General features: G+C 67.0%; 19 protein-coding genes. 7 read left to right on the plus strand and 12 right to left on the minus strand.

Translation table 11 applies throughout. The features are described 5' to 3' along the window. Positions 1–28 precede the first annotated feature (28 nt). Complete coding sequence (locus AOM45_RS09025; RefSeq protein WP_030464947.1) at positions 29–685, plus strand: response regulator; 657 nt, start codon at positions 29–31, stop codon at positions 683–685. Here the strand turns inward: AOM45_RS09025 and AOM45_RS09030 are convergent. The 4 genes from AOM45_RS09030 to AOM45_RS09045 all read right to left on the minus strand — a co-directional run bounded on the left by AOM45_RS09030 (position 672) and on the right by AOM45_RS09045 (position 4,439). Then, a complete protein-coding gene (locus AOM45_RS09030) occupies positions 672–1,421 on the minus strand; it encodes a succinate dehydrogenase/fumarate reductase iron-sulfur subunit (protein WP_030464948.1) in 750 nt (249 codons plus the stop codon). The genes AOM45_RS09025 and AOM45_RS09030 overlap by 14 nt on opposite strands. Further along, positions 1,418–3,286 (minus strand): fumarate reductase/succinate dehydrogenase flavoprotein subunit, encoded by a 1,869-nt coding sequence (locus AOM45_RS09035; RefSeq protein WP_030464949.1) that lies wholly within the window; start codon positions 3,284–3,286, stop codon positions 1,418–1,420. Before AOM45_RS09035 ends, AOM45_RS09030 begins: the two co-directional genes overlap by 4 nt. Positions 3,287–3,295: 9 nt before the next feature. Continuing rightward, complete coding sequence (sdhC, locus tag AOM45_RS09040; protein WP_030464950.1) at positions 3,296–4,060, minus strand: succinate dehydrogenase subunit SdhC; 765 nt, start codon at positions 4,058–4,060, stop codon at positions 3,296–3,298. A gap of 85 nt (positions 4,061–4,145) precedes the next feature. Continuing rightward, positions 4,146–4,439, minus strand: coding sequence for an Rv0250c family protein (locus tag AOM45_RS09045; protein ID WP_030464951.1), 294 nt, complete (start codon positions 4,437–4,439; stop codon positions 4,146–4,148). Positions 4,440–4,667: 228 nt separating this feature from the next. Between AOM45_RS09045 and edd the strand changes: the two genes are divergently transcribed. The 4 genes from edd (at position 4,668) to AOM45_RS09065 (ending at position 10,853) form a co-directional block, all read left to right on the plus strand. Further along, entirely contained in the window at positions 4,668–6,524 is a 1,857-nt protein-coding gene (gene edd / locus AOM45_RS09050) for a phosphogluconate dehydratase (RefSeq protein ID WP_030464952.1), read from the plus strand. 269 nt (positions 6,525–6,793) lie between these two features. Next, positions 6,794–7,441, plus strand: coding sequence for a bifunctional 4-hydroxy-2-oxoglutarate aldolase/2-dehydro-3-deoxy-phosphogluconate aldolase (eda, locus tag AOM45_RS09055; RefSeq protein ID WP_236703252.1), 648 nt, complete (start codon positions 6,794–6,796; stop codon positions 7,439–7,441). Positions 7,442–7,656: 215 nt separating this feature from the next. Further along, a complete protein-coding gene (locus tag AOM45_RS09060; protein ID WP_030464954.1) occupies positions 7,657–9,618 on the plus strand; it encodes a PEP/pyruvate-binding domain-containing protein in 1,962 nt (653 codons plus the stop codon). Beyond that, positions 9,618–10,853 carry an MFS transporter gene (locus AOM45_RS09065; protein WP_030464955.1) on the plus strand — a complete coding sequence of 412 codons (1,236 nt, stop codon included), beginning with the start codon at positions 9,618–9,620 and terminating at the stop codon, positions 10,851–10,853. Before AOM45_RS09060 ends, AOM45_RS09065 begins: the two co-directional genes overlap by 1 nt. Here the strand turns inward: AOM45_RS09065 and AOM45_RS09070 are convergent. From AOM45_RS09070 to AOM45_RS09080, 3 genes are all read right to left on the minus strand, one after another. Further along, the gene (locus tag AOM45_RS09070) at positions 10,813–13,353 is read right to left on the minus strand and encodes a BREX system ATP-binding domain-containing protein (RefSeq protein ID WP_081901787.1); all 2,541 of its coding nucleotides are present in this window, start codon (positions 13,351–13,353) and stop codon (positions 10,813–10,815) included. The two genes, AOM45_RS09065 and AOM45_RS09070, sit on opposite strands and share 41 nt — an antisense overlap. A 234-nt stretch (positions 13,354–13,587) precedes the next feature. Beyond that, entirely contained in the window at positions 13,588–14,019 is a 432-nt protein-coding gene (locus tag AOM45_RS09075; RefSeq protein ID WP_253728221.1) for a zf-HC2 domain-containing protein, read from the minus strand. Between the two features lie 4 nt (positions 14,020–14,023). Next, positions 14,024–14,551, minus strand: a complete 528-nt coding sequence (locus tag AOM45_RS09080) for a sigma-70 family RNA polymerase sigma factor (RefSeq protein ID WP_030464958.1) — start codon at positions 14,549–14,551, stop codon at positions 14,024–14,026. 260 nt (positions 14,552–14,811) lie between these two features. Between AOM45_RS09080 and AOM45_RS09085 the strand changes: the two genes are divergently transcribed. After that, entirely contained in the window at positions 14,812–16,041 is a 1,230-nt protein-coding gene (locus tag AOM45_RS09085; RefSeq protein ID WP_081901788.1) for a DUF4142 domain-containing protein, read from the plus strand. Between the two features lie 257 nt (positions 16,042–16,298). Here AOM45_RS09085 and AOM45_RS09090 read toward each other — a convergent pair whose 3' ends face one another. Genes AOM45_RS09090 through AOM45_RS09100 form a run of 3 tightly spaced genes read right to left on the minus strand, consistent with a single transcriptional unit; the run spans position 16,299 to position 18,981 of the window. After that, positions 16,299–17,378 carry an AAA family ATPase gene (locus tag AOM45_RS09090; RefSeq protein ID WP_201779925.1) on the minus strand — a complete coding sequence of 360 codons (1,080 nt, stop codon included), beginning with the start codon at positions 17,376–17,378 and terminating at the stop codon, positions 16,299–16,301. A 46-nt stretch (positions 17,379–17,424) separates the two neighbouring features. After that, positions 17,425–18,195 carry an RNA ligase family protein gene (locus AOM45_RS09095; RefSeq protein WP_030464961.1) on the minus strand — a complete coding sequence of 257 codons (771 nt, stop codon included), beginning with the start codon at positions 18,193–18,195 and terminating at the stop codon, positions 17,425–17,427. Between the two features lie 42 nt (positions 18,196–18,237). Beyond that, the gene (locus AOM45_RS09100) at positions 18,238–18,981 is read right to left on the minus strand and encodes an MFS transporter (protein ID WP_030464962.1); all 744 of its coding nucleotides are present in this window, start codon (positions 18,979–18,981) and stop codon (positions 18,238–18,240) included. 188 nt (positions 18,982–19,169) lie between these two features. On the opposite strand from AOM45_RS09100, the gene AOM45_RS09105 reads away from it, so the two are divergent. After that, on the plus strand, positions 19,170–19,970 hold the full coding sequence (locus tag AOM45_RS09105; protein ID WP_030464963.1) for a S1 family peptidase: 801 nt from the start codon (positions 19,170–19,172) through the stop codon (positions 19,968–19,970). Between the two features lie 55 nt (positions 19,971–20,025). Here the strand turns inward: AOM45_RS09105 and AOM45_RS09110 are convergent, their stop codons facing one another. Continuing rightward, positions 20,026–20,820 (minus strand): alpha/beta fold hydrolase, encoded by a 795-nt coding sequence (locus AOM45_RS09110; protein ID WP_162185594.1) that lies wholly within the window; start codon positions 20,818–20,820, stop codon positions 20,026–20,028. Positions 20,821–20,930: 110 nt separating this feature from the next. Next, positions 20,931–21,383: a MarR family winged helix-turn-helix transcriptional regulator gene (locus AOM45_RS09115; protein ID WP_063756951.1), complete on the minus strand. Its 453-nt coding sequence runs from the start codon at positions 21,381–21,383 to the stop codon at positions 20,931–20,933. Positions 21,384–21,409: the final 26 nt, after the last annotated feature.

The raw sequence follows: 21,409 nt of genomic DNA on the forward strand, positions 1-21,409 counted from the left end.
CGGTGACGTCACCTGGCTGAGGGGCGTTGTGACGCGCGTGCTTGTGGTCGACGACCAGCCGTTGTTCAGGGCGGGCCTGGTCGCGTTGCTGACGGCGACACCGGGAATGACCGTTGTCGGAGAAGCATCTGATGGCGAGACGGCTGTGCCGCTCGCCGAGTCGGTGCGCCCGGACGTCGTGCTCCTGGACATCCGCGTGCCTGGCCTCGCGGCGCTGGAACGTGTTCTGGCTTCCACGAGAGTTCTCGTGCTGACCGCGTTCGACCTCGACGAGCACGTGCACGAGGCGTTGCGGCTGGGTGCCGCCGGGTTCGTGCTGAAGGAGTCGGAGCCGGCGAGGCTGCTGGCCGCGATCACCGCGGTGGCGTCCGGCGAGATGCAGTTCAGCCCGACGGTGATGCGCCGGCTCGTGGCGGCCTACCTGCGCGGTGACGTGGCGGACGCGCCGTGGGTCCCGGCGGGTCTGGGCGATCTCACCGACCGCGAACGCGAGGTGCTCAGGCTGGTGGCCACCGGGCAGACCAACGCGGCGATCGCGAGCAAGCTGAGCGTCACCGTGGGCACGGTGAAGACGCACCTGAACCGCGTGATGACCAAGCTGCGGCTGACCAGCCGGGCTCAGGCCGTCGTGACGGCTTACGAGTCCGGACTGGTCACGCCGCAGACGGTCGCTAAGACCGCTTGAACAGCTTGTTGCCGAGCCAGACGATCGGGTCGTACTTGCGGTCCGCCACGCGCTCCTTCATGGGGATGAGCGCGTTGTCGGTGATGTGGATGTGCTCGGGACAGACCTCGCTGCAGCACTTGGTGATGTTGCAGTAGCCGAGCCCGTGGTCGTCCTGAGCCTGGTCGACGCGGTCGGCCGTGTCGAGCGGGTGCATCTCGAGTTCGGCGACGCGCATCAGGAACCGCGGCCCCGAGAACGCCTCCTTGTTCTCCTCGTGGTCACGCACCACGTGGCAGGTGTTCTGGCACAGGAAGCACTCGATGCACTTGCGGAACTCCTGCGAGCGCTCGACGTCGACCTGCTGCATCCGGTACTCGCCGGGGGCCAGGTCCTTCGGCGGCGCGAACGAGGGGACCTCGCGCGCCTTGGTGTAGTTGAAGGACACGTCGGTCACCAGGTCGCGGATGATCGGGAACGTCCGCATCGGCGTGACCGTGATCGTCTCCGACTCGTCGAAGACCGACATCCGGGTCATGCACAGCAGCCGCGGGCGTCCGTTGATCTCCGCCGAGCACGAGCCGCACTTGCCCGCCTTGCAGTTCCACCGCACGGCGAGGTCCGGTGCCTGCGTGGCCTGCAGCCGGTGGATGATGTCGAGGACGACCTCACCCTCGTTGACCTCGACGGTGAAGTCCTCCAGCCCTCCGCCGGAGTCGTCACCGCGCCACACCCGGAACTTCCCCTGGTAGCTCATGACAACTCCTCAGCGGTGAGGTACTTCTCCAGCTCGGCGCGGTCGAACAGGTCCAGCAGGTCGCTGCGGATCGGGATCTGCGGTTTCTCCTCGACGCTCACCCCGTTCTCGTCGACGTTGCACACCAGCAGCTTGCGCCGCCACTCCGCGTCCATCGACGGGTGATCGTCACGGGTGTGGCCGCCGCGGGACTCCGTGCGCAGCAGTGCCGCCTTCGCCACGCACTCGGACACCAGCAGCATGTTGCGCAGGTCGAGTGCGAGGTGCCAGCCGGGGTTGAACTGCTGGTGTCCCTCGACCGTCAGCGACTGGGCGCGCTCCTTGAGCTTCTCCAGCCGCTGCAACGCTTCTTCCATCTCGGCCTGGCGGCGGATGATGCCGACGAGGTCGTTCATGGACTGCTGCAGCTCCATGTGCAGCGTGTACGGGTTCTCGCCGCCCTCCTGCTGGAACGGCTTGAGCGCCGTGGCCCGTGCCTCGGTGACGGTGTCCTCCGAGACCGCCGGGCGCTGGTCGAGTGCCCGCACGTACTCCGCCGCGCCTGCCCCGGCACGGCGGCCGAACACGAGCAGGTCCGACAACGAGTTTCCACCCAGGCGGTTCGAGCCGTGCATGCCGCCGGACACCTCGCCGGCAGCGTAAAGCCCTGCCACGGAAGAGGATCCGGTGTCCGGGTCGACCTCGACGCCGCCCATCACGTAGTGACAGGTCGGGCCGACCTCCATCGGCTGTGCCGTGATGTCCACGTCGGCCAGTTCCTTGAACTGGTGGTGCATGGACGGCAGTCGCTTGCGGATCTCCTCGGCGGGCAGACGTGTTGACACGTCGAGGAAAACGCCGCCGTGAGGTGACCCGCGCCCGGCCTTGACCTCGGAGTTGATCGCGCGCGCGACCTCGTCGCGGGGCAGCAGCTCCGGTGGGCGCCGGTTGTTCGCCTGGTCGGTGTACCAGCGGTCGCCTTCTTCTTCGTTGTCGGCGTACTTGTCCTTGAACACCTCGGGGATGTAGTCGAACATGAAGCGCTTGCCGTCGGAGTTGCGCAGCACGCCACCGTCGCCGCGGACGGACTCGGTGACGAGGATGCCCTTGACGGACGGTGGCCAGACCATCCCGGTGGGGTGGAACTGGATGAACTCCATGTTGATCAGCGAGGCGCCCGCGCGCAGTGCGAGCGCGTGGCCGTCACCCGTGTACTCCCACGAGTTCGAGGTGACCTTGAACGATTTGCCGATGCCGCCGGTCGCGAGGATCACCGCGGGTGCCTCGAACAGCACGAACCGGCCGGACTCGCGCCAGTAGCCGAACGCGCCGGCGATCCGGTCTCCGTCCTTGACGAGGTCGGTGACGGTGAACTCCTGGAACACCCGCAGGCGTTCCTCGTAGTTCCCGAACTCCTTGAAGTCCTCCTGCTGCAACGACACGATCTTCTGCTGCAGCGTGCGGATCAGTTCGAGGCCGGTGCGGTCGCCGACGTGCGCGAGGCGCGGGTACTCGTGGCCGCCGAAGTTGCGCTGCGAGATGCGGCCGTCCTTGGTGCGGTCGAACAGCGCGCCGTAGGTCTCGAGCTCCCAGACCCGTTGCGGCGCCTCCTGCGCGTGCAGTTCGGCCATCCGCCAGTTGTTGAGGAACTTGCCGCCGCGCATGGTGTCGCGGAAGTGCACCTGCCAGCTGTCGCTCGAGTTCACGTTGCCCATCGCGGCGGCGATGCCACCCTCGGCCATCACCGTGTGGGCCTTGCCGAACAACGACTTGCAGAGAACGGCGGTGCGCATGCCGTGCTCACGGGCCTCGATCGCGGCACGCAGACCGGCACCACCCGCGCCGATCACGAGAACGTCGAACGAATGCCTTTCCAGCTCGGGCAAAACCACTCCTTAGTTGATGAAGCGGAGGTCGGAGATCGTTCCCGAGGCGACCAGCGCGACGTAGAGGTCGGTGAGGCAGACGAAGATCAGCGACGTCCAGGCGAGCAGCATGTGCCGGTTGTTCAGCTTCGAGATCTGCGTCCACATCCAGTACCGGACCGGGTGCTTGGAGAAGTGCTTGAGCCGCCCGCCCGCGATGTGGCGGCACGAGTGGCACGACAGCGTGTACGCGGCGAGCAGGCCGACGTTGACCAGCAGGATGATGTTGCCCAGGCCGACGCCGGTGCCGAACGCGAGGACCGCGTCGTAGATGTTGATCAGCAGCAGGAGCGAGGCCGCGTAGAAGAAGTAGCGGTGCAGGTTCTGCGCGATCAGCGGGAAGCGCGTCTCACCGGTGTACTTGCTGTGCGGCTCTGCCACGGCGCACGCGGGCGGCGACGCCCAGGCGGCCCGGTAGTAGGCCTTGCGGTAGTAGTAGCAGGTGATCCGGAACCCCAGCAGGAACGGGATGATGATCACGGGCGGTGTCAGGAAGCCCGGTAGCGCCGGGAACCACCGGCCGAAGTGGCTCGCCGCGGGAATGCACTCCTCGGTGAGGCACGGGGAGTACATCGGTGTGAGGTAGTGGTACTGGTCGACCCAGTAGAAGTCCCCCTGGAACGTGCGGAACGCCGCGTAGATCGAGATGAGCAGCAGGCCGACGAATGTCGTCAGCGGCGGCAACCACCATCGGTCCGTGCGCAGAGTCCTGGCGGCGATCTCTGCCCTCGCCATTACTCACCTTTCTGGGGGTCCACGCCGTTGTGGGAAAACGCCGAACGGCCCCCGCGTCTCGCGGGGGCCGTCTGATCAGGTCGGCTCAGGTCCGGTTGCGGTAGCCACCGAGTCCTTCGTCGTCTGCGTCCTTCCACAACGACTCGTCGTAGGGCGTGTCGGGCACGACCACGACCTCGCGTTCCACTTGAGGAGCTTCGCGCTGCCTGGGGGTGGTGCCGAGGTCGACGAGTTCGGTGGCGTCGATGTCCATGCGTTCTACGTCGTTGGCAAGGCGTTGAACGGCCGCCACGTCGCCGTACCTGGCGCGCAACGAACTGACGCAGTGCCGCATCTGACCGATGACCCGGCGCAGTTCGACGATCTCCGTGGACGTCATGGGGACACCTCCGTTCCAAGGTCGTGCCCCGCACTCTGCCCAATCTCAAGCCATGTGACAAGCACCACACGCCAAGATTCAAAACTGGTTCCTTCCCAGTTACTGAATCGTTTTTGTGTCTACGACCAGCGATGACTTACTGTGTGTGGCGTCACGCCCGTCCGTGGGACGCCACCGTTGTCGTCTCGTGAGGGCCCCACCACGGCCCGTGATGACCCGGAGAGACCCATGAGCCAACTGCATCCCGTACTGACAGAGGTCACACGCCGAATCGCCGCCCGCAGCGCCGACTCCCGACGCGTGTACCTCGAACGTGTGGCCGCGGCGGCGCAGGACGGCACCTCGCGGTCCGGCTTCGCCTGCAGCAACCTGGCGCACGGCTTCGCCGGCATCACCGGCGGCGACAAGGCGGCGCTGCGGGCGCTGCGCAAGTCCAACGTCGCGATCGTGTCGTCCTACAACGACATGCTGTCGGCGCACCAGCCGTTGCAGGAGTACCCGGCCTGGATCAAGGACGCCGTCCGCACGGCCGGTGGCGTGTCCCAGTTCGCGGGCGGTGTGCCCGCGATGTGCGACGGCATCACCCAGGGCCGTGACGGCATGGAGCTGTCGCTGTTCAGCCGCGACGTCATCGCGATGTCGACCGGTGTCGCCCTGTCGCACGAGATGTTCGACGCGGCCGTGCTGCTCGGCGTGTGCGACAAGATCGTGCCCGGCCTGCTGATCGGCGCGCTGTCGTTCGGCCACCTGCCGTCGATCCTGGTGCCCGCGGGCCCGATGTCGACGGGCCTGTCCAACAAGGAGAAGGCCCGCGTCCGGCAGCTCTACGCGGAGGGCAAGGCCACCCGCGACGACCTGCTGGAGGCCGAGGCCGCCTCGTACCACTCCCCCGGCACCTGCACGTTCTACGGCACCGCGAACTCGAACCAGATGGTCGTCGAGGTCATGGGCCTGCACCTGCCGGGCGCCTCGTTCGTGCCGCCGGGCACCTCGCTGCGCCGAGCCCTGACCGAGCACGCCGGCCGCCGCGCCGTCGAGATGGCCCGCGGCGAGGGCTACACCCCGATCGCGCACATCGTCGACGAGAAGGCCGTGGTCAACGGCGTCGTCGCCCTGCTGGCGACCGGCGGTTCCACCAACCACACGATGCACCTGGTCGCCATCGCCGCCGCCGCGGGCATCGAGCTGAGCTGGGACGACTTCTCGGACCTGTCCTCGGTGGTGCCGCTGATCGCGCGGGTCTACCCGAACGGCAGCGCCGACATCAACCACTTCCAGGCCGCGGGCGGCGTCCAGTTCGTCGTCGGCACCCTGCTGGACGCCGGCCTGCTGCACAACGACGTCCACACGGTGGCCGGTTTCGGCCTGGACCGCTACCGCCAGGAACCGAAACTGGCCGACGGCACCCTGGTCTGGGTCGACGCCCCCGGCCGCTCGCTGGACCTCGACGTCCTGCGCCCGGCCTCTGACCCGTTCGCCTCCGACGGCGGCCTGCGCATGCTCTCGGGCAACCTGGGCCGCGCGGTCATCAAGGTCTCGGCCGTGGCATCCGAGAACCACGTCGTCGAAGCACCCGCCCGCGTGTTCACCACGCAGGAGGCGTTCCAGGAAGCCTTCAAGGCAGGCGAACTCGACCGCGACGTGGTCGTCGTCGTCCGCCAGCAGGGCCCCCAGGCCAACGGCATGCCCGAACTGCACAAGCTGACGCCCCCTCTCGGCGTGCTGATGGACCGCGGCTACAAGGTCGCCCTGGTGACCGACGGCCGCATGTCCGGCGCCTCGGGCAAGATCCCTGCCGCCATCCAGCTGACCCCGGAGGCCGCGGTCGGAGGCCCCCTCGGCCGGGTCCGCGACGGCGACGTCGTCCGGCTGGACGCCACGGCCGGAACGCTGGAGGTCCAGGTGCCCGCCGACGAGCTGGCGTCACGACCCCTCGTCGATTTCCCGCCGACGGGCCGCGAGTGGACCGGCACGGGACGCGAGCTGTTCGCCGCGTTGCGCCGCACGGTCGGACCCGCCGACCGCGGCGCCACGGTGTTCGGCCCGATCACGGCCGACCACTTCGCCCCGGTCACGCACCTCTGATCACCCCGCACCGCCAATATATTGGCTTCCCCAACCCCGCTGACCTGCCCCTTAGCAACGAGACTTTTGACTTCGTCGTCAAAAGACCTGTTGCAAAGGGGACGGCGACGCCCGACCAACCCACCCCTCACCGCCCTGCCCAGGAACCTTTGCAATGAGTCTTTTGACTTCGTCCGCAAACGTTTTTGCATCCGGGTGGGCCGCCGAGGGGGTGTGGCAGCATGCGATATATCGGTTTTCGATCCTCAGATCCGGCAAGGAGTGCACTCGTGACCAGCGGTGACAATCTTCGGGCGACCACTGGAGCGGACCTGCTCGCGCTCTCGCCCGTCATCCCCGTCGTCGTGGTGGACGACGCCGACCACGCGGTGCCGCTCGCCCAGGCACTGCTGCGCGGTGGGGTCCGCGTCATCGAGCTCACGCTGCGCACCCCGGCCGCGCTCGCGGCGATCGAGAACGTCGCGCGCGAGGTGCCGGAGATCGTGATCGGCGCGGGCACCGTCACGGCGCCGGAGCACGCCGAGCAGGCGGCCAAGGCCGGGGCGGCGTTCCTCGTCACCCCCGGCACGACCGACCGGGTTCTCGACGCCGCCGACGCCACCGGTCTGCCGTACCTGCCGGGTGCGGCCACGGTGTCCGAGGTGATGCGGCTGGCCGAGCGCGGCCTGAACGCGCTGAAGTTCTTCCCCGCCGAGGCCGCGGGCGGCGTCGACTACCTGAAGTCGATCGGCGGGCCGATCCCGCACATCCGGTTCTGCCCGACCGGCGGCATCACGCCGCAGACCGCGCCGAACTACCTCGCGCTGCCGAACGTCGGCTGCGTCGGCGGCTCGTGGCTCGCCCCGAAGGACGCGCTCAACGCTGGCGACTGGGACCGCATCGAGACGCTCGCCCGTGAGGCTTCGCAGCTCGGGTAACCCAGGTCACGAACCGGAAATTCGGCTCACACCACGAGACCGGCGTCCCACCGCGTTGGACCATTCACCCAACGGGAGGTGACGCCGGTCTCGTCTTAACGGAAGTTTGAGGAAAAATGAACCAGATGCCGGCCAATTGAGATTTCAACAGAAATAGAGCCACTGCCCGTGGCTGTCACACTTCCTCGCTGCAATGACGCACGAGAGGAGCAGGTGTGGCTGTCCAGGAAGCCGACGTGGCGGGGTTGGTCGGAGAACCGCTGACGATGTCGGCGTTCAACCAGCTGTCCGGCAGTCTGGGTGGTTATTCCTTCGTCAAAGTGGTCGTCGATCGGCACAACGAGACGATTCACTTCCTGAACAACGCACGTCACGAGTTCCACGCGCTGTACATCGGAACCGAGATCCTCGGCATCGGCGAGGACGAGGTGCGCGCGCGGATCGACGAGCTCAACCAGAGCTTCTACCACGCCTCTGACCGGCGGTTCTTCCTCGGCATCCTGTCCCTGCACCAGCGCGAGGACAAGCGCATGTTCTCGCTGGAGACGGTCGAAGTCGACACGATGTCCGTCGACATGATCGAGTTTTTCTACGCCGAGGTGAGCAAGAACGTCGACGCGGCCGTACCGTTGTTCTTCAAGCCCGCGAACCACCTCCAGGAACAGGCGGTGGCGGAGCTGCCGTCGGAAAGGCTTCCACGCATCCTGGCGCACGAATTGTTCTCCACTGCCGAGTTCGTGGCGTTGAACCCCGGTACGACGAAGGGCCGGTTGCGCGCATTCCGGACCGAGCAGGAGTACCGGGAGAGCACGCTGGAGTGGTTCGACATCGTCGTGATGCATCGCGTTCCGGACGACATTCCGCGGTTGGCCGGCATCATCAACGCGAGCCACACCACTCCCCTGTCTCACACGAACGTCCTGGCGACCGGTTGGTCGATTCCGAACGCCATCCAGATCGGCGCGTTCGACCTGATCGACCGGGAGAGCCTCGACGGCCGGTGGGTCGAGTACGAGGTGTCGGCGAAGGGCGCCGAGGTCGGGCTGCGGCTGATCGACGAGCCGGACGACATCGGCCGACGCCCGGCCTGGTACGCGCAGCGCGTCACGCTGGAGGAACCCGAGGACACCTACAACCCGATCGTCGACCTCGGCAGGATCCGCTACAACGACAGCCACCGCTACGGCACCAAGGCCGCGAACCTCGGCGAGCTGCACCACGTGCTGGCGAGCGAGTCGCCGCGCCGCCTGCTTGGGTTCTTCTCCGTGCCGCGCCCTCCACGCGACAACCTCCTGCCCTACCTGGCCAAACTCCTCGGCGAGGAAGACGACCTGCTCGCCGCCGCCCAGCAGCTGCTCGCGCAACGGGTCCGGGTGCCGCGCGGCATCGCGTTGCCGTTCTCGATGCACCAGGGCTTCCTGGAGTCGTCGCCGAAGATCCAGCAGGCCATCGGCAAGCTCAAGATGGCACTGGAGCTCAACGCCCGCGAGATCGAGCCGTTGTGCGTCGAGCTGCAGCAGCTGATCCGCAAGACCCGCGTACCGGACTACCTGCTGTCCGAACTGGACACCGCGCTCGTCGAGAACCTCGCTGGCGTGCGGACGTTCGTGGTGCGCAGCTCGTCGAACGCCGAGGATCTCGCCGGGTTCTCCGCCGCGGGCATCTACGAGTCGTACAACCACGTCACCAGCGCCGAGAAGATCGTGGAGTCGGTCAAGGACGTGTGGGCGTCGCTCGTCTCCGCGCGCAGCGTGCGTTTGCGGCAGCAGGCCGGCATCTCGCTGGACGACTGCTTCATGGGAGTGGTGATCCAGGAGCAGGTCAAGGCGGACTTCGGCGGCGTCATGGTGACCACGAACCCGATGAACCGCAACGACTTCCGCAACGTCTACATCAACGTCTCGCCGAACGTCACCGACGTCGTCGAGGGCTCGAGGCAACCGATGCAGTTCCTCTACTCCACTGTGGAGGGTGGCGGCCGCACGGTTTCTCTGGGTGACGCCACGAAGGACCTGGACGTCCACGGCCACGCGCAGCTGCAGCGGCTCGCGATCGTCGGCCGGTTGCTGCAGTCGCACTTCTCGCCGGACTACACGTTCGACTCGCCGGTCGACATCGAGTGGCTCGCGACCGACGAGGTCCTGTACGTCCTGCAGCTGCGGCCGTACGCGATCTGATGCTGGGTCTTCGCGTACCGGCGACTCCGGAAGTGGCGCGTGCCGTCCGCCTGACGTACGGCTTCCAGTTCTTCTTCGGGCTGCTGCTGTGGATCCCGATCTTCTACGAGTACCAGAAGCAGCTCGGGCTGAGCGATGCCGAGATCTTCGGCATCCAGTCGATCTACTACATCGCGTTCTGCCTCATGGAGATCCCGACCGGCATGGTCGCGGACCGGTTCGACTACCGCACGTCGTTGTGGCTCGGGGCGAGCGTGCTGGTGGTGGCGAACGTCGTGCCGGTGTTCGCCGGGAACTACACCGGGTTCCTGGTCCACTTCCTGCTGATCGCGCTGGCCAGGTCGTTGATCTCGGGCGCCCAGAGCGCGTACCTGTACGAGTACCTGCACGCGCACGACGCGGGCCACCTCTATCTGAAGGTGGAGGGCGTCGGACGGTCGTACAGCCTGGTCGGCAAGATCGTGTACTGGCCGGTGATCGGTCTGCTGATGCAGTGGAACACGCCGTCGCCGTACTGGCTCACCGCGATCAACGCGGCGATCGCGGTGGTCCTCGCGCTGAAGCTGCCACCGATCCCCGGTTGGGAACGTCCGGAGGGCAAGACGTCCAAGCTGCTGGCCGGCGTCGGCGGGGCGTTCGGGGCACTGAGGAAGTCGCGGTGGCTGCTGCTGTTGATGATCCAGGGCATCGCGATGTTCACGCTGGTCCGGATCCTGCAGGTCAACCTGTTCCAGCCGGTGCTGGAGTCGAAGAACGTCCCGGTCACCTGGTACGGCTCGGTCCTCGCGGCGATGACGATCTTCGAGGCCGTCGCGGCCGCACGCCCGCACCGGCTGTCGAAGAAGATCGGGCCGGCCCGGTCGGTGTTCGTGCTGACGGTCGTGATGGCGCTGTCGATCGGCTTCATCGTCCCGTCCGGTGGTGCCGTGACGATCGTGTTGCTGTGCTTGTTCTCGGTGACCGCGGGCATGAGCTTCCCCGTCCAGAAGAAGCTGCTCAACGACGCGATCCCGGATTCCCGTTACCGCGCAACCCTTCTTTCGATGGAGTCCATCATGGACCGTGCGGTGTGCGCGGTGGTTGCGATCGCGCTCGGTGCCTATCTGGCGGCCGGGCAGCTCAACGAGTTCCTGGTGCTGTCGTCCGTCGTCACGGTGATCCTGATGGCGTTGCCGGCGGGCCTGCTGATCGCCGTCAGGACCACAAGGCGGCGACGAGCTCAGCCCGTCCCGTGATGCCGAGCTTGCGGTAGGCGCTCGACAGGTGCAGCTCGACCGTGCGGCGGGTGAGGTGCAGGGTCTCGGCGATCTGCCGGTTCGTCAGGCCCTGCGCCGCCATCCGCGCGATGCGGTTCTCCTGCCTGGTCAGGCCCTGCACCTGGTCGTCGCCGTCGCGGACCTCGTCACCCGCGAGCTTGGCCAGCGGGTGCGCGCTGAGGTGGCGAGCCAGTTCGAACGCCTGCCGCAGGTGCGGGGCGGCCGCGTCGGTGCGGCCCTTGCGGCGCAGGTGGTGGCCGAGCCAGTACGACGACTGGGCGTGCAGCAGCCGGTGCGGTGACGAGGCGAGAAGCTGTTCGGCCTCGACGAGGACGTCGATGTCGTCGGTGCTGATGCCGACGCTCATCAACGCGGTCCCGATCACCCTCGTGGAACCCCACCGCTTGGCGAGGTCGAGCTCCTCGTGCGCGAGCCGGGCAGCGTCGTCGCGGTTGCCCAGCGCCAGGTACGCGCGGACGGCGTGGTGACGCCACGCGACCAGCGCCGGGTTGGGCATCTCGCGCGAGGCGAGCCGCCGGCCGGCCTCGAGCAGGTCTTCCAGTGCGCCCTCCGCGTGGCAGGACGCGAGCTTGAGCCGGCCGCGGGCGTAGACGACGTTGATGTGCTGCAACAGGTCGCCGTCTTCGGTGACGAGCTGGGCGGCCTCGTCGAACTGCCCCATCTCGATGCAGACCTCGGCCAGCTTCGCGGTGGCCAGCAGAACAGCGGGGCACTCGAGGTTGCCGGTCGAGACCGGCGGCGTCAGGAACGTGTACGCACGGGCGAGGTCACCGCTGTTGTGGAAGGCGGTGGCGCGCGCGATCATGCTGAGCATTCCGCGGCGCAGGTGCGGGTCGTGCGAGACCGGCGCGGTGCTGTGCGAATGCCACAACTTGTTGATGTGCTGGGGATCGTCGCCGAGCACCGGCACCAGGAACGTGAAGAGGTAGGGCGCGCCGAAAACGTCGACCCACTCGCCGTCGAGGGCTTCCAGCGCGTGGCCGACGGCTTCCGCGGACGAGTCACCGCTGCGGGCGTTGCCGACGGCGAGCAGTGCCGACCGCGCGCGCTTGAGGTTCGGGTCCTGCGGGATGTCGCCGATGAGGTCGTCGAAGTACTTGCCGGCGCAGTTGGCCATGCGGGCGTCGCGGTTGGCGGCGAGCAGATAGGTGGTGCAGACGAGGTTCCACACCATGTCACGGTCCTCGGGCAGCAGCCGGGCGATGACCATGATCGCGAGCGAGACCGCGAAGTGGGCGTCCGAGCCCGTGCACATGCGCTGGATCAACGACAACGCGACGTCGGCAGCGAGGTGCGGGTCCTCGCACTGGACCAGTGCGTCGCGCACGCGGTCGCGCCCGAGTGCGTTGTCCTTCAGGTGTTCCGCGTGGCCGAGCTCGGCCTCGATCGACAGCCGGTCGGAGTCGGAGAGGTGCTCCTCGAGCGCCCGTTCCAGGTGCTCGACGCCGCCGACCTCCCGCAGCAGGTCGACCGACCACGGCAAGCGGACGGACCTGGCCTTCAGCACGTGCTCGGCGACGCGGCCGTCGGGAGCGTCCGATTCGAACAGCAGCCAGGCCGCGCGGGCGTGCGCGGCGGAGCGGACGGCGACCGGCATGTCGGCGAGGATGCTGTTGCGCACGAACGGATGCCGGAACGTCAGCGGGTCGGTGTCGGCGAGCACGCCGAGCCGGACGAGCGTGTCGACGGCGGGCAGCGCGTCGAAGCCGGTGAGAGAGGACAGCAGTTCGAGTCCGGCATCACCGTCCAGGACCGCGGCGGAGCGGGCAACCTCCGCGGCGCCGGTGTACTCGCGCAGCCTCATGCCGATCATCTCGCCGACCGCGGCCGAGCCCTCGCCTTCCTCGCGCAGCAAGGCCTGGAGCAGGTACGGATTGCCGCCGGTGAGCTCATGGCACCGTTGCGGGTCCTTGCCGGGGAACCCTTCGGCGAGGCGTTCGACGGCCGCGACGTCGAGACCTTCGAGGTCGATGCGGTGGGGATGGGCGCCGGCGATCTCGGGCAGCGTCACCTCGTCCGTGGACAGGTACCCCTGCGACGCGCCGAGTGCGATGACGACCGGCATGTTCTGCAGCCGTGTCCGCAGGTACGCGAGCACGCGCTTGGAGAAGGTGTCGGCGACGTGCACGTCGTCGACGACCATCAGGATCGGCGCCTTGCGCGCGGAGTTCACGGCATGCGCGTAGAGCTCTTCGAGGTCGTGTTCGTTCGCGAGGCACGGCGCGAGCTGGCGCACCACCCCACCAGGCAGGTGGCTCTCCAGGCGGGCGCTCTTGGCCAGACGGACCGTGAAACCTCGCTCACGGGCCTCGGCGGTGAACGCGTCGAGCAGCGCCGTCTTGCCGATGCCGAAGCCACCGGTGACGACCACGCACGAGCCCGTTCCGCGCAGGGCGTCGTCCAGCAAGCGTCCGAGAGCAGCGAGTTCCGCGTCTCGGCCGAGTAGTGGAGATGTCACCTCTGTCTACCCCTGCCTTCGGTACCGAGAGGACCGCAGGTCGAACGTTCCGGTGTTCCTTCGGTGTCGACCGTAAAGACCTGCGCTTCGTCGTCGGGCAAACTTACCCACAGGTAACGGTCAACGGAACTGTGAGCTGTTCGCAGTGGTGAGCGGGAGCAAGCGATGATCTTCGCCAGGCTGGTGCGCGGCTGGTTGCGCCTCGCCTGCCTGCTCACGCGCTCCCGCCAGGACTCACACGCGCTGGAGCAGCGGAAACCTCTCGAGCTGAGCAGACTCGGCGCGCGTGAGGATGCCGACCTCGATCGGATCCTCGACGTGCGAGGAGAGCGACTCCACGACCGACAGCACCGCGGCAACGGCCACCACGACGCCCGCCGCCACCAGCAGGATGCTGCGAGTGACGCCACACGGCTGACGCGCGGCACCCGGCGGACTCTCACTGAGCACCGGCCGCAACGCCGGCGCGAACAGGCCGAAGTCGGCCGCGTCTCTGCGGCAGCCCTCGCACCCGGTTAGGTGCCGGGAGAAGATCACGTGCTCCGCGGGCTCCAGGACCCCGAGCACATACGCCGCGACATCACCGCACGGCCCGTCCGGGCTCGTGCGGTTTTCGCCGTTTGTCCACTCCTGCTCGTGCTCGTGATGTGGTTGACGAGTCACCATCACGCTAGCTCCTGTCCTGCAGCGCCCGGCGGATCGTGTGCATCGCCTTGTACAGCCGGGACTTGACGGTTCCTTCCGGGACTCCGAGAACGATCGCGGCCTCCTTCACCGTTCGTCCCATGACATACGTTTCGTAAATGGCCGACCTGTGTTCGTCACTCAATTGGCGTACTACATCGGTAATGACCATCACCGAAAGTGTCTGTTCCGTGTCGTCCGGAGATTCGGCGATGTCCGGTCGCAGCAATTCCACTTCCTGCGGGCGCGCCTGACGGCTGCGCCATCCGTCGATCACAATGCGACGAGCCACAGTACAAAGCCATCCGCGCAACATCCCCGGTTCACGAACCAGATGTGCGGAGTTCTGCCAAGCCCTGATCAACGTCTCCTGAACGACATCTTCAGTCCACTGGCGGTCGTAGTTGGTCAGGCACAGAACTTGCGAGAACAACATCCGCTGGAACTGCCCGTAGAGGAGGGTGAGCAATTCCTCATCCTGATGGGCTTCCGCGACCTTGCCCTGATCACCCATGAAGCTTGCGACCTCCCCAGATATCGGCGACGTGTTCGCTTCGGGCGGCAGGCCTAGCGACTCGGTGGCCGAGCGTGGAATCTATCGCATCCTACATCGTGAACACGAAATCTTCTCGGGTACGTAAATCAAGCCCAAATGGTTCGCATGTTGTTGTGTGATGCACGTCACATCCACATCTCCGCATGTGAGGTGAACCCTGACCTCACCTGCGCGTATCACCTTTGAAGGCAGCTCGATCGCGGGGAGGAACGGGCACTATGCGTCACCGGTTGGGCACGCTGGGGCAGCACGCAGCGCTGTTTACCGCCCTGTCTGTCGCATTTCTGGGGGTCGTCATCGGAGCGATCCCGGCAAATGCGCAGTCCACCGAAGTACAACCATCCGACCGCTCTTTCATGGTTTCTCTGCGCCAAGCGAACTCATGGCTCGTTCCGGTGAGCAAAGAAGTTCCGGCACGCACCACGAATGCGGCGATCAACAACGCGGGACGGGACATTCTCGAAGGACACACCAGGCTCGACGTCGATCTGCTCAAATCCGCCAGCGATCTCGGAGTGGTGCTGCCGAACGACGTGAGCAGTGAACACCAGTCACTCATCAACGAGATGGCCGCACGCACCGGAGACAACCACGACCGCGCCTACGCGACGATCGTCCGGCAGGCGCAGGGCGGCCTTCTGGTGATGGCCACGCAAACACGCGCGACAACGCAGAACACCGCAATTCGCACCATCGCCCACCAAACTGTGCAAATGCTGGTCCGCACGATGACGCTTCTCGAGAACACAGGACTCGTCGACCCTTCCGCGCTCGAATTGGTGACCGCCAAGGCACAGGTGAACGCAGTCCGCATCATCGGCCAGAAAGTCGAGCCGTCGGACCGGGAATTGCTCGTTCTGCTCGCTCAGCATTCGCTTTGGCAGAAACCGGCCAGCCGCGAAAGCTCGGACCGGGCGCGCGACGCGAAGGTCCGCAAGGTCGCCGGCCAGCTCGCCGCCGAGCAGACCCAGCTGGCGCAGGCGGTAGCCGACGCGGCGAAGCAGCTCGGCGTGGATCTCCCGGCCGAACCGACGACCGAGCAGAAGTCGTGGGCGAACGCGATCTCGTCCAGCTCGGGCGACGAGCTCGACCGGATGTACGCGAACCTGTCCCGCGCCGCCGACGGCTCGCTCATCGTCCAGGTCGCCCAGGCCCGCGCGACGACCAAGAGCGTCCCCGCCCGCGTCGCCGCGCAAACCGGCCTGACCCTCATGCTCAAGCACATGCTGCTGCTGGAGGGCACCGGCCTGGTGAAGTCGAACTCGCTGCAGATGACCGACATCCCGGCGATCACCCAGCAGAAGCCCAACAGCAGCCCGTCCTCCCAGCCCCACGACTCGCCGCTGAGCATCGGCTTCCTCACCGGCATCGCCGTCCTGGTGGTCGCCGGCGCGGGCACGCTGTGGCTCGTCCGAGCAGTCGGCCACCGAGGCGAACACCGCCGCTAGCAGCGTCCCACTGATATATCGGTTGCCGCCCTCGCCGACCGATGTATCACCGCCCGGCAGGCCCTTCGCCAGCCAGCCGCAGGCTCCTGCTCACCCCTTAGCAATGACTCTTTTGACGACGAAGTCCAAAGAGTCATTGCTAAGGGGCAGGTCAGCGCAGTGCCGGGTTGACATAATCAAGGTGAACGGCGGCAGTGCGCCGACGGGACGCCAGAGCCTGCACTGATATATGGATCTTCAGGTTGGGGGCGCCGAGATCACTTACGAGGCGAGCTCTGCGCTGTGTCCACCAGCTCGACGACGTGCGCCTCGGTCGGGTCGACCGCCTCCCACTTGTCGACGAGCCGGTCGATCACGGCGGCCGGCACCGGTTCCGGGCGCGCGCTGTTGCGAGCGCGGATCACGTTCTTCGGTGCCTCGAGCCCGACCAGGGTGACCCGTGCGCGGTAGTCCGCGGCGAGCCCGATGCACCGCTCGCGCAACTGCCGAGAGATGTTGGTCGCGTTCCAGACGAACCGCTCCCCCGCTCTCAGCAAGGTCCGCGCCTCCTCGAAGGCCGCGGCCGCCACCGCACGTTGATCACCGTCGGGCGCGATGCCGAGGCGCGAGCGCACCGCGTCCAGGCTCACCACCGGCCAGCCCGGACGGTGCGTGGCGATCCAGTGATCCTTGCCGACGCCGGGCAGGCCCGACAACACCGTCACGTCGAGGCGCGTGTCGTCGTAGGCCGCGTAGCCGGGGTCGCGACCGGGTGTGCGGAAGTACTGGAACCGCGCGTGGATGGACGGGAACTCGCGTGGCCGGTCCAGGCAGTCGCGTTCGCGGCAGTACTCCTCGAACAACGCGATGTTCTCCAGCACCGACTCGGTGTCACCGCAGATCCGGCCGAGGATGTCGGCGCGCGCCAGAGTCGCGAGGTCGTCGTTGCGCGCGAGAAGGCTCACCCGGAACGCGATGCGGTCGAGGTCCGGCCGCTCCAGCGCCCAGAACGGCACCTGGTGGTGCCGGACCAGCGCGGCGACGTGCTCGCGCCAGGCGATCGGGCGTCCCATCTCCCACAGCACCTTGCGCGTTAGAAGGTCTCCCGCGCGTGAATGGCCGTGCGCGGTGATGCGGCCGTCTTCGATCTGCGTGCGGAACGGCTTCGCCACGTCGTGCAGCAGCACCGTCGCGAACAGCCGCACGCGGTCCGCTTCCGGCCTGGCCCGCCACTCCGGCAGTGACACGAGCGCCTCGCAGGCCATGCGCGTGTGCGTGGCGACGTCGCCCTCCGCGTGGTGCACCGGATCCTGCGGCACGCCCTCCAGTGCGCGAACCCACGGGAACGCCGAGCGCACGGCGTCCCAATCAAGCGTCCATTGAGGACCGGATGGGCAGAGCGACTCAAACACCGGGAACCACCACCCGGTTCGGCAGGATCGGCCGGTCCTGCCAGTGGCTGCCCGAGTCCAGCACGGCGGTGACGAACGTCGGTCGCACCCACTTGTAGCGCTCGACCGTGCGCCCGTCCTCCTCCACCTTGATGTACAGGCCTTCCATGTCGTCGTCCGAATCCGTTTCCGCGACAACGACCTCTGGGTCCTGCCCTGCCGCGCGAGCCGCTTCCACCAGCACGTCTCGCCACTCCGGCGTGCGGCACGTGGACGGGCCGATCAGCGCGGTCAGGTCCTTCGCCCTCCGCAACGGTCCTTCGTGCAGCACCGGCACGGACACCACCGGCGTGCCGGACAGCAACCGGCGGCGTTCCGGTGTGGACAGGAACTCCCCTGTCTCGCGGTCGAGCAGGTCGAACTCGCAGAAGTGGTGCGGCAGCGCGTCGTAGAACACGGTGTGCTTGGCGTAGAGCCATTCCCCGTAGAGGACGTACCGCGTGCCGAGCCTCTCCCACAGCACACCCTGATGCGTCGCGGCCCACGCCTTCAAGAGCGCGAACTGCCGCTCGCGAGGCCCGCCGGTCAGGAAGTGGCCGCGTGACTGCAACTTCAGCACGCCGCCGGAGTCGAAGCTGATGCCCGCGTTGGCACCGTCGAGCTTCTCCTCGACGACGAGGTGCCGTCCCGCGATCGCGCGGAACGGCACCTGGTCGAGATCCTCATCGCCCGGTTGCAGGCGCGAGCCCTCGAGGTGGGGCGTTCGCGGGTACTTGCGCAACATGCCCCGATTTGTAACCCGTCCGAGCGCCCGCTCGCGAACGGTTTACGCCTGACCGACGAACGCCGCCTTGTCGGAGTTGAAACTCGGCTCGAACACCAGCTGCATCTCACCGGGTTGCGCGCCGACCGAGTACACGACCTCGTAGGTGTAGGTCTTGCCCGGCAACACCGTCGTGTTGTCGACCGTGCTGCCGCAGGCACCGTCGACGCCGTCGAACACCTTCGAGGCCTTCTGCCCGTTGAACTGCGCGTCGTTGCCCAGCGACAGCAGCGCGGTCTCGAACGCGGCACTCGTGCCGTTGGTGATGGTGACCTTGAACTTCACCGCGCGCACGATGCCCGACGGCGCCGCGTGCCGGCCAGGTGTGCACGCGACGGGCTCGGCGACGTCGACCGAGAGACCGTTGGCCCACGTGTAGCGCTTGCCCCACGTCAAGGTTTCCCCTGCGGGCTTCCGAACCTCGCTGGTGCCCGCGCTGCCGTCGACGATCTTGTCGAGTTCCGCGACGGCGGACTGCTGCGCCAGCACCGTGAAGGCGATCGCCGCGACACAAAGCGCGACGCCGACGAGCGCCAGGATCTTGCGCGTGCCGAACAGCGCGATGACGCCGAGCACGAGACCGACGAACGCCGCGATGGCGGTGAGGTTGTTGAAGATGATGACCGGCGAGCCGACGACACCGACGATCCCGAGGATCAACGCGGTCCAGGCGAGCGCACCGAATTTCGCGGGCTTCTGCGGTGCGACCGGAGGAGGGGCGTAGGTGGGTTGCGTCGGGTAGGTCATCAGGGCTCCTGGCGGGTTGCGATGTGTGACCACGACGTCGATTGGTCCGCTTCACCCGTTAGCGCTACGACCTGGCCGTCACTCGATCGAGCTACCACCGACCTGTCAGCCGACTTCCGAAGGTAGCGAGACGGCTACGATCCGTACAGGCTTGGCGTTGGATGCCACCCCTGAAAGGAACCCTGCACATGGCACGACGACTCGTCGGAACCCTGCTCGCGGCGATCGCCGCACTCGGTGTGACGACGGCACCCGCACAGGCCGCCGTCGACTTCACCGGCATCGTAGCGCTCAACAACTGCTCGGGCTCACTGGTCCGCTTGCCGAGCTCGGCACCCGCGGACAAAGCGCTCGTGCTCACGAACGGGCACTGCGTCGAACTCATGAAGCCCGGCCAGGTGATCGTCAACCGATCGGTGACGCGCAGCTTCAGCCTGCTCAACAGCTCCGGCTCGAAGATCGCGACCCTGACCGGTACCAAGCTCGTCTACGCGACGATGACCGGCACCGACGCCGCGCTCTACCAGCTCAACAAGACCTACGGCGAGATCCAGCAGCAGCACGGAAGCCGCGCGCTGGAGCTGTCGGCTTCGCATCCCGTGGCCAGGACGGAGATCCGCGTCGTCTCCGGCTACTGGAAGCGGATCTACTCGTGCCAGATCGACGGCTTCGTCAACACTCTCAAGGAAGCCGACTGGACCTGGCGCGACTCGCTGCGCTACACGTCGTCGTGCAACACCATCGGCGGGACCTCAGGTTCGCCGATCATCGACAACGTGAGCGGCAAGGTCGTCGGCGTCAACAACACCGGCAACGAAAGCGGCGGCCGCTGCACGATGAACAACCCGTGCGAGGTCGACGCCGCCGGCAACGTCACGGTCCGCAAGGGCATCAACTACGGCCAGCAGACGTTCGACTTCGTCTCCTGCTTCGGTTCCGGCACGACGCTGAACCTGTCGCTGCCGGGCTGCAAGGTCGCGAAGCCCTGACGACGTGAAGGAATCCGGGACGCCCCTGCCCGCGTCCCGGATCCCTCGTCTTCCACTACCTCGCAGCGCGCACGATCAGGTCGGCCACGATCTCCGGCTTGGACACCGCCACGGAGTGCGAGGCGTCCGGTGCTTCGACGACCGCACGGGCGTGGGCGCGCTCGGCCATCCACTTCTGCGCGGCGACCGGGATGTTCTTGTCCTTGCCCGCCACCACGAAGTACGACGGGATGGTGTGCCACGCCGGGTCGCCGGCCTTCTCGGTCAGCGCGGTGTCGTTGACCGGCCGCTGGGTGGCCGCCGCCAGCGTCGCGTCCTTGCGGGAGACGTCGGCCGCGAACTGCTGCCAGTACTTGTCCTGCTCGATCACGAGGTCCTTGCTGCCGTCACCGATGTCGATGGTCGACAGGGTGTCGCCGAGGGTGCTGCCGGGGAACTTGTTCGACAGCTCGAGCGCACTCTCGCCCCTCTCCGGCGCGAACGCCGCGACGTAGACGAGCGACTTCACGTTCGGGTTCCCGAGCGCGGCCTCGGACTGGACCATGCCGCCGTAGGAGTGTCCGGCGAGGACGATCGGCCCGTCGATCGAGGCGAGGACCTTGCGCAGGTAGCTCGCGTCACCTGTGAGCGACCGCAGCGGGTTCGCCACCGCGACGACCGGGAATCCCTTGCGCTGTAGGCGTTCTACGACACCGTTCCAGCTTGATGCGTCCGCGAACGCGCCGTGCACCAGCACGATCGTCGGCTTCTTCGCACCGTGCTTGTCGTCCGAGGCACCGGCGCCCGACGGAACAACAGCAGCCAGCGCCATCAGGGTTCCGAAAAGGGCGAACACCTTACGAACTCGCATTGCTCTCTCACTCTCTCGTCAGGCACCGGGCTGGTGCATCGCGCTCGATTAGGTCGTGCACGATGTAAATTACCCGATGAGATACCTCGCACGCGATGTGTTTCAGGCCACTAGCGTTCGGCGCCGTGCTTCACGCGGTGAAGTGCCTTGCGCAGGACGGCGATCTCGTCGTTGGTCATGCCGAGCGCCTTGCCGAGCTGGTTGGTCATCTCGGCGCCGATCCACTGCAGGTCACGGCCCTTGTCGGTGAGCTGGACGAGCACGGAACGCTCGTCGTCGGGGTGCGTGACGCGCACCAGGAGCCCGCTCTTCTCCAGCCGTTTGATCAACGGCGACAGGGTGCTGTACTCGAGGTCGAGTTCGCGGACGAGCTCCCGGATCGGCCTCGAGTCCCGCTCCCAGAGCAGCAACATCACCAGGAACTGCGGGTAGGTGATGCCCGCCTTGTCCAGGATCGGGCGGTAGAAGCCGGTGACCGCTCGCGACGTCGTGTAGAGGTCGAAGCACAGCAGATCGGCGACCGTGGGAGTCACGGAGGACGGCGCGTCGGGAGTGGTGCTCACGACTTTCAGGCTACTCGGGGCGAACC

Source organism: Lentzea aerocolonigenes, assembly GCF_000974445.1.
In the GTDB taxonomy this organism is placed as follows: Bacteria; Actinomycetota; Actinomycetes; order Mycobacteriales; family Pseudonocardiaceae; genus Lentzea; species Lentzea aerocolonigenes.

Bases quoted from the DNA above. Each gene is read 5' to 3' on its own strand.
- AOM45_RS09080 (WP_030464958.1), bottom strand. From the start codon at position 14,551: ATGGGTGATCAGGGCAAGGTCGCGGAAGCCCATCAGGATGAGGAATTG.
- AOM45_RS09110 (WP_162185594.1), bottom strand. From the start codon at position 20,820: ATGCGAGTTCGTAAGGTGTTCGCCCTTTTCGGAACCCTGATGGCGCTG.
- AOM45_RS09085 (WP_081901788.1), top strand. From the start codon at position 14,812: ATGCGTCACCGGTTGGGCACGCTGGGGCAGCACGCAGCGCTGTTTACC.
- AOM45_RS09065 (WP_030464955.1), top strand. From the start codon at position 9,618: ATGCTGGGTCTTCGCGTACCGGCGACTCCGGAAGTGGCGCGTGCCGTC.
- AOM45_RS09075 (WP_253728221.1), bottom strand. From the start codon at position 14,019: ATGGTGACTCGTCAACCACATCACGAGCACGAGCAGGAGTGGACAAAC.
- AOM45_RS09095 (WP_030464961.1), bottom strand. From the start codon at position 18,195: ATGTTGCGCAAGTACCCGCGAACGCCCCACCTCGAGGGCTCGCGCCTG.
- sdhC (WP_030464950.1), bottom strand. From the start codon at position 4,060: ATGGCGAGGGCAGAGATCGCCGCCAGGACTCTGCGCACGGACCGATGG.
- AOM45_RS09105 (WP_030464963.1), top strand. From the start codon at position 19,170: ATGGCACGACGACTCGTCGGAACCCTGCTCGCGGCGATCGCCGCACTC.
- AOM45_RS09030 (WP_030464948.1), bottom strand. From the start codon at position 1,421: ATGAGCTACCAGGGGAAGTTCCGGGTGTGGCGCGGTGACGACTCCGGC.
- AOM45_RS09045 (WP_030464951.1), bottom strand. From the start codon at position 4,439: ATGACGTCCACGGAGATCGTCGAACTGCGCCGGGTCATCGGTCAGATG.
- AOM45_RS09100 (WP_030464962.1), bottom strand. From the start codon at position 18,981: ATGACCTACCCGACGCAACCCACCTACGCCCCTCCTCCGGTCGCACCG.
- edd (WP_030464952.1), top strand. From the start codon at position 4,668: ATGAGCCAACTGCATCCCGTACTGACAGAGGTCACACGCCGAATCGCC.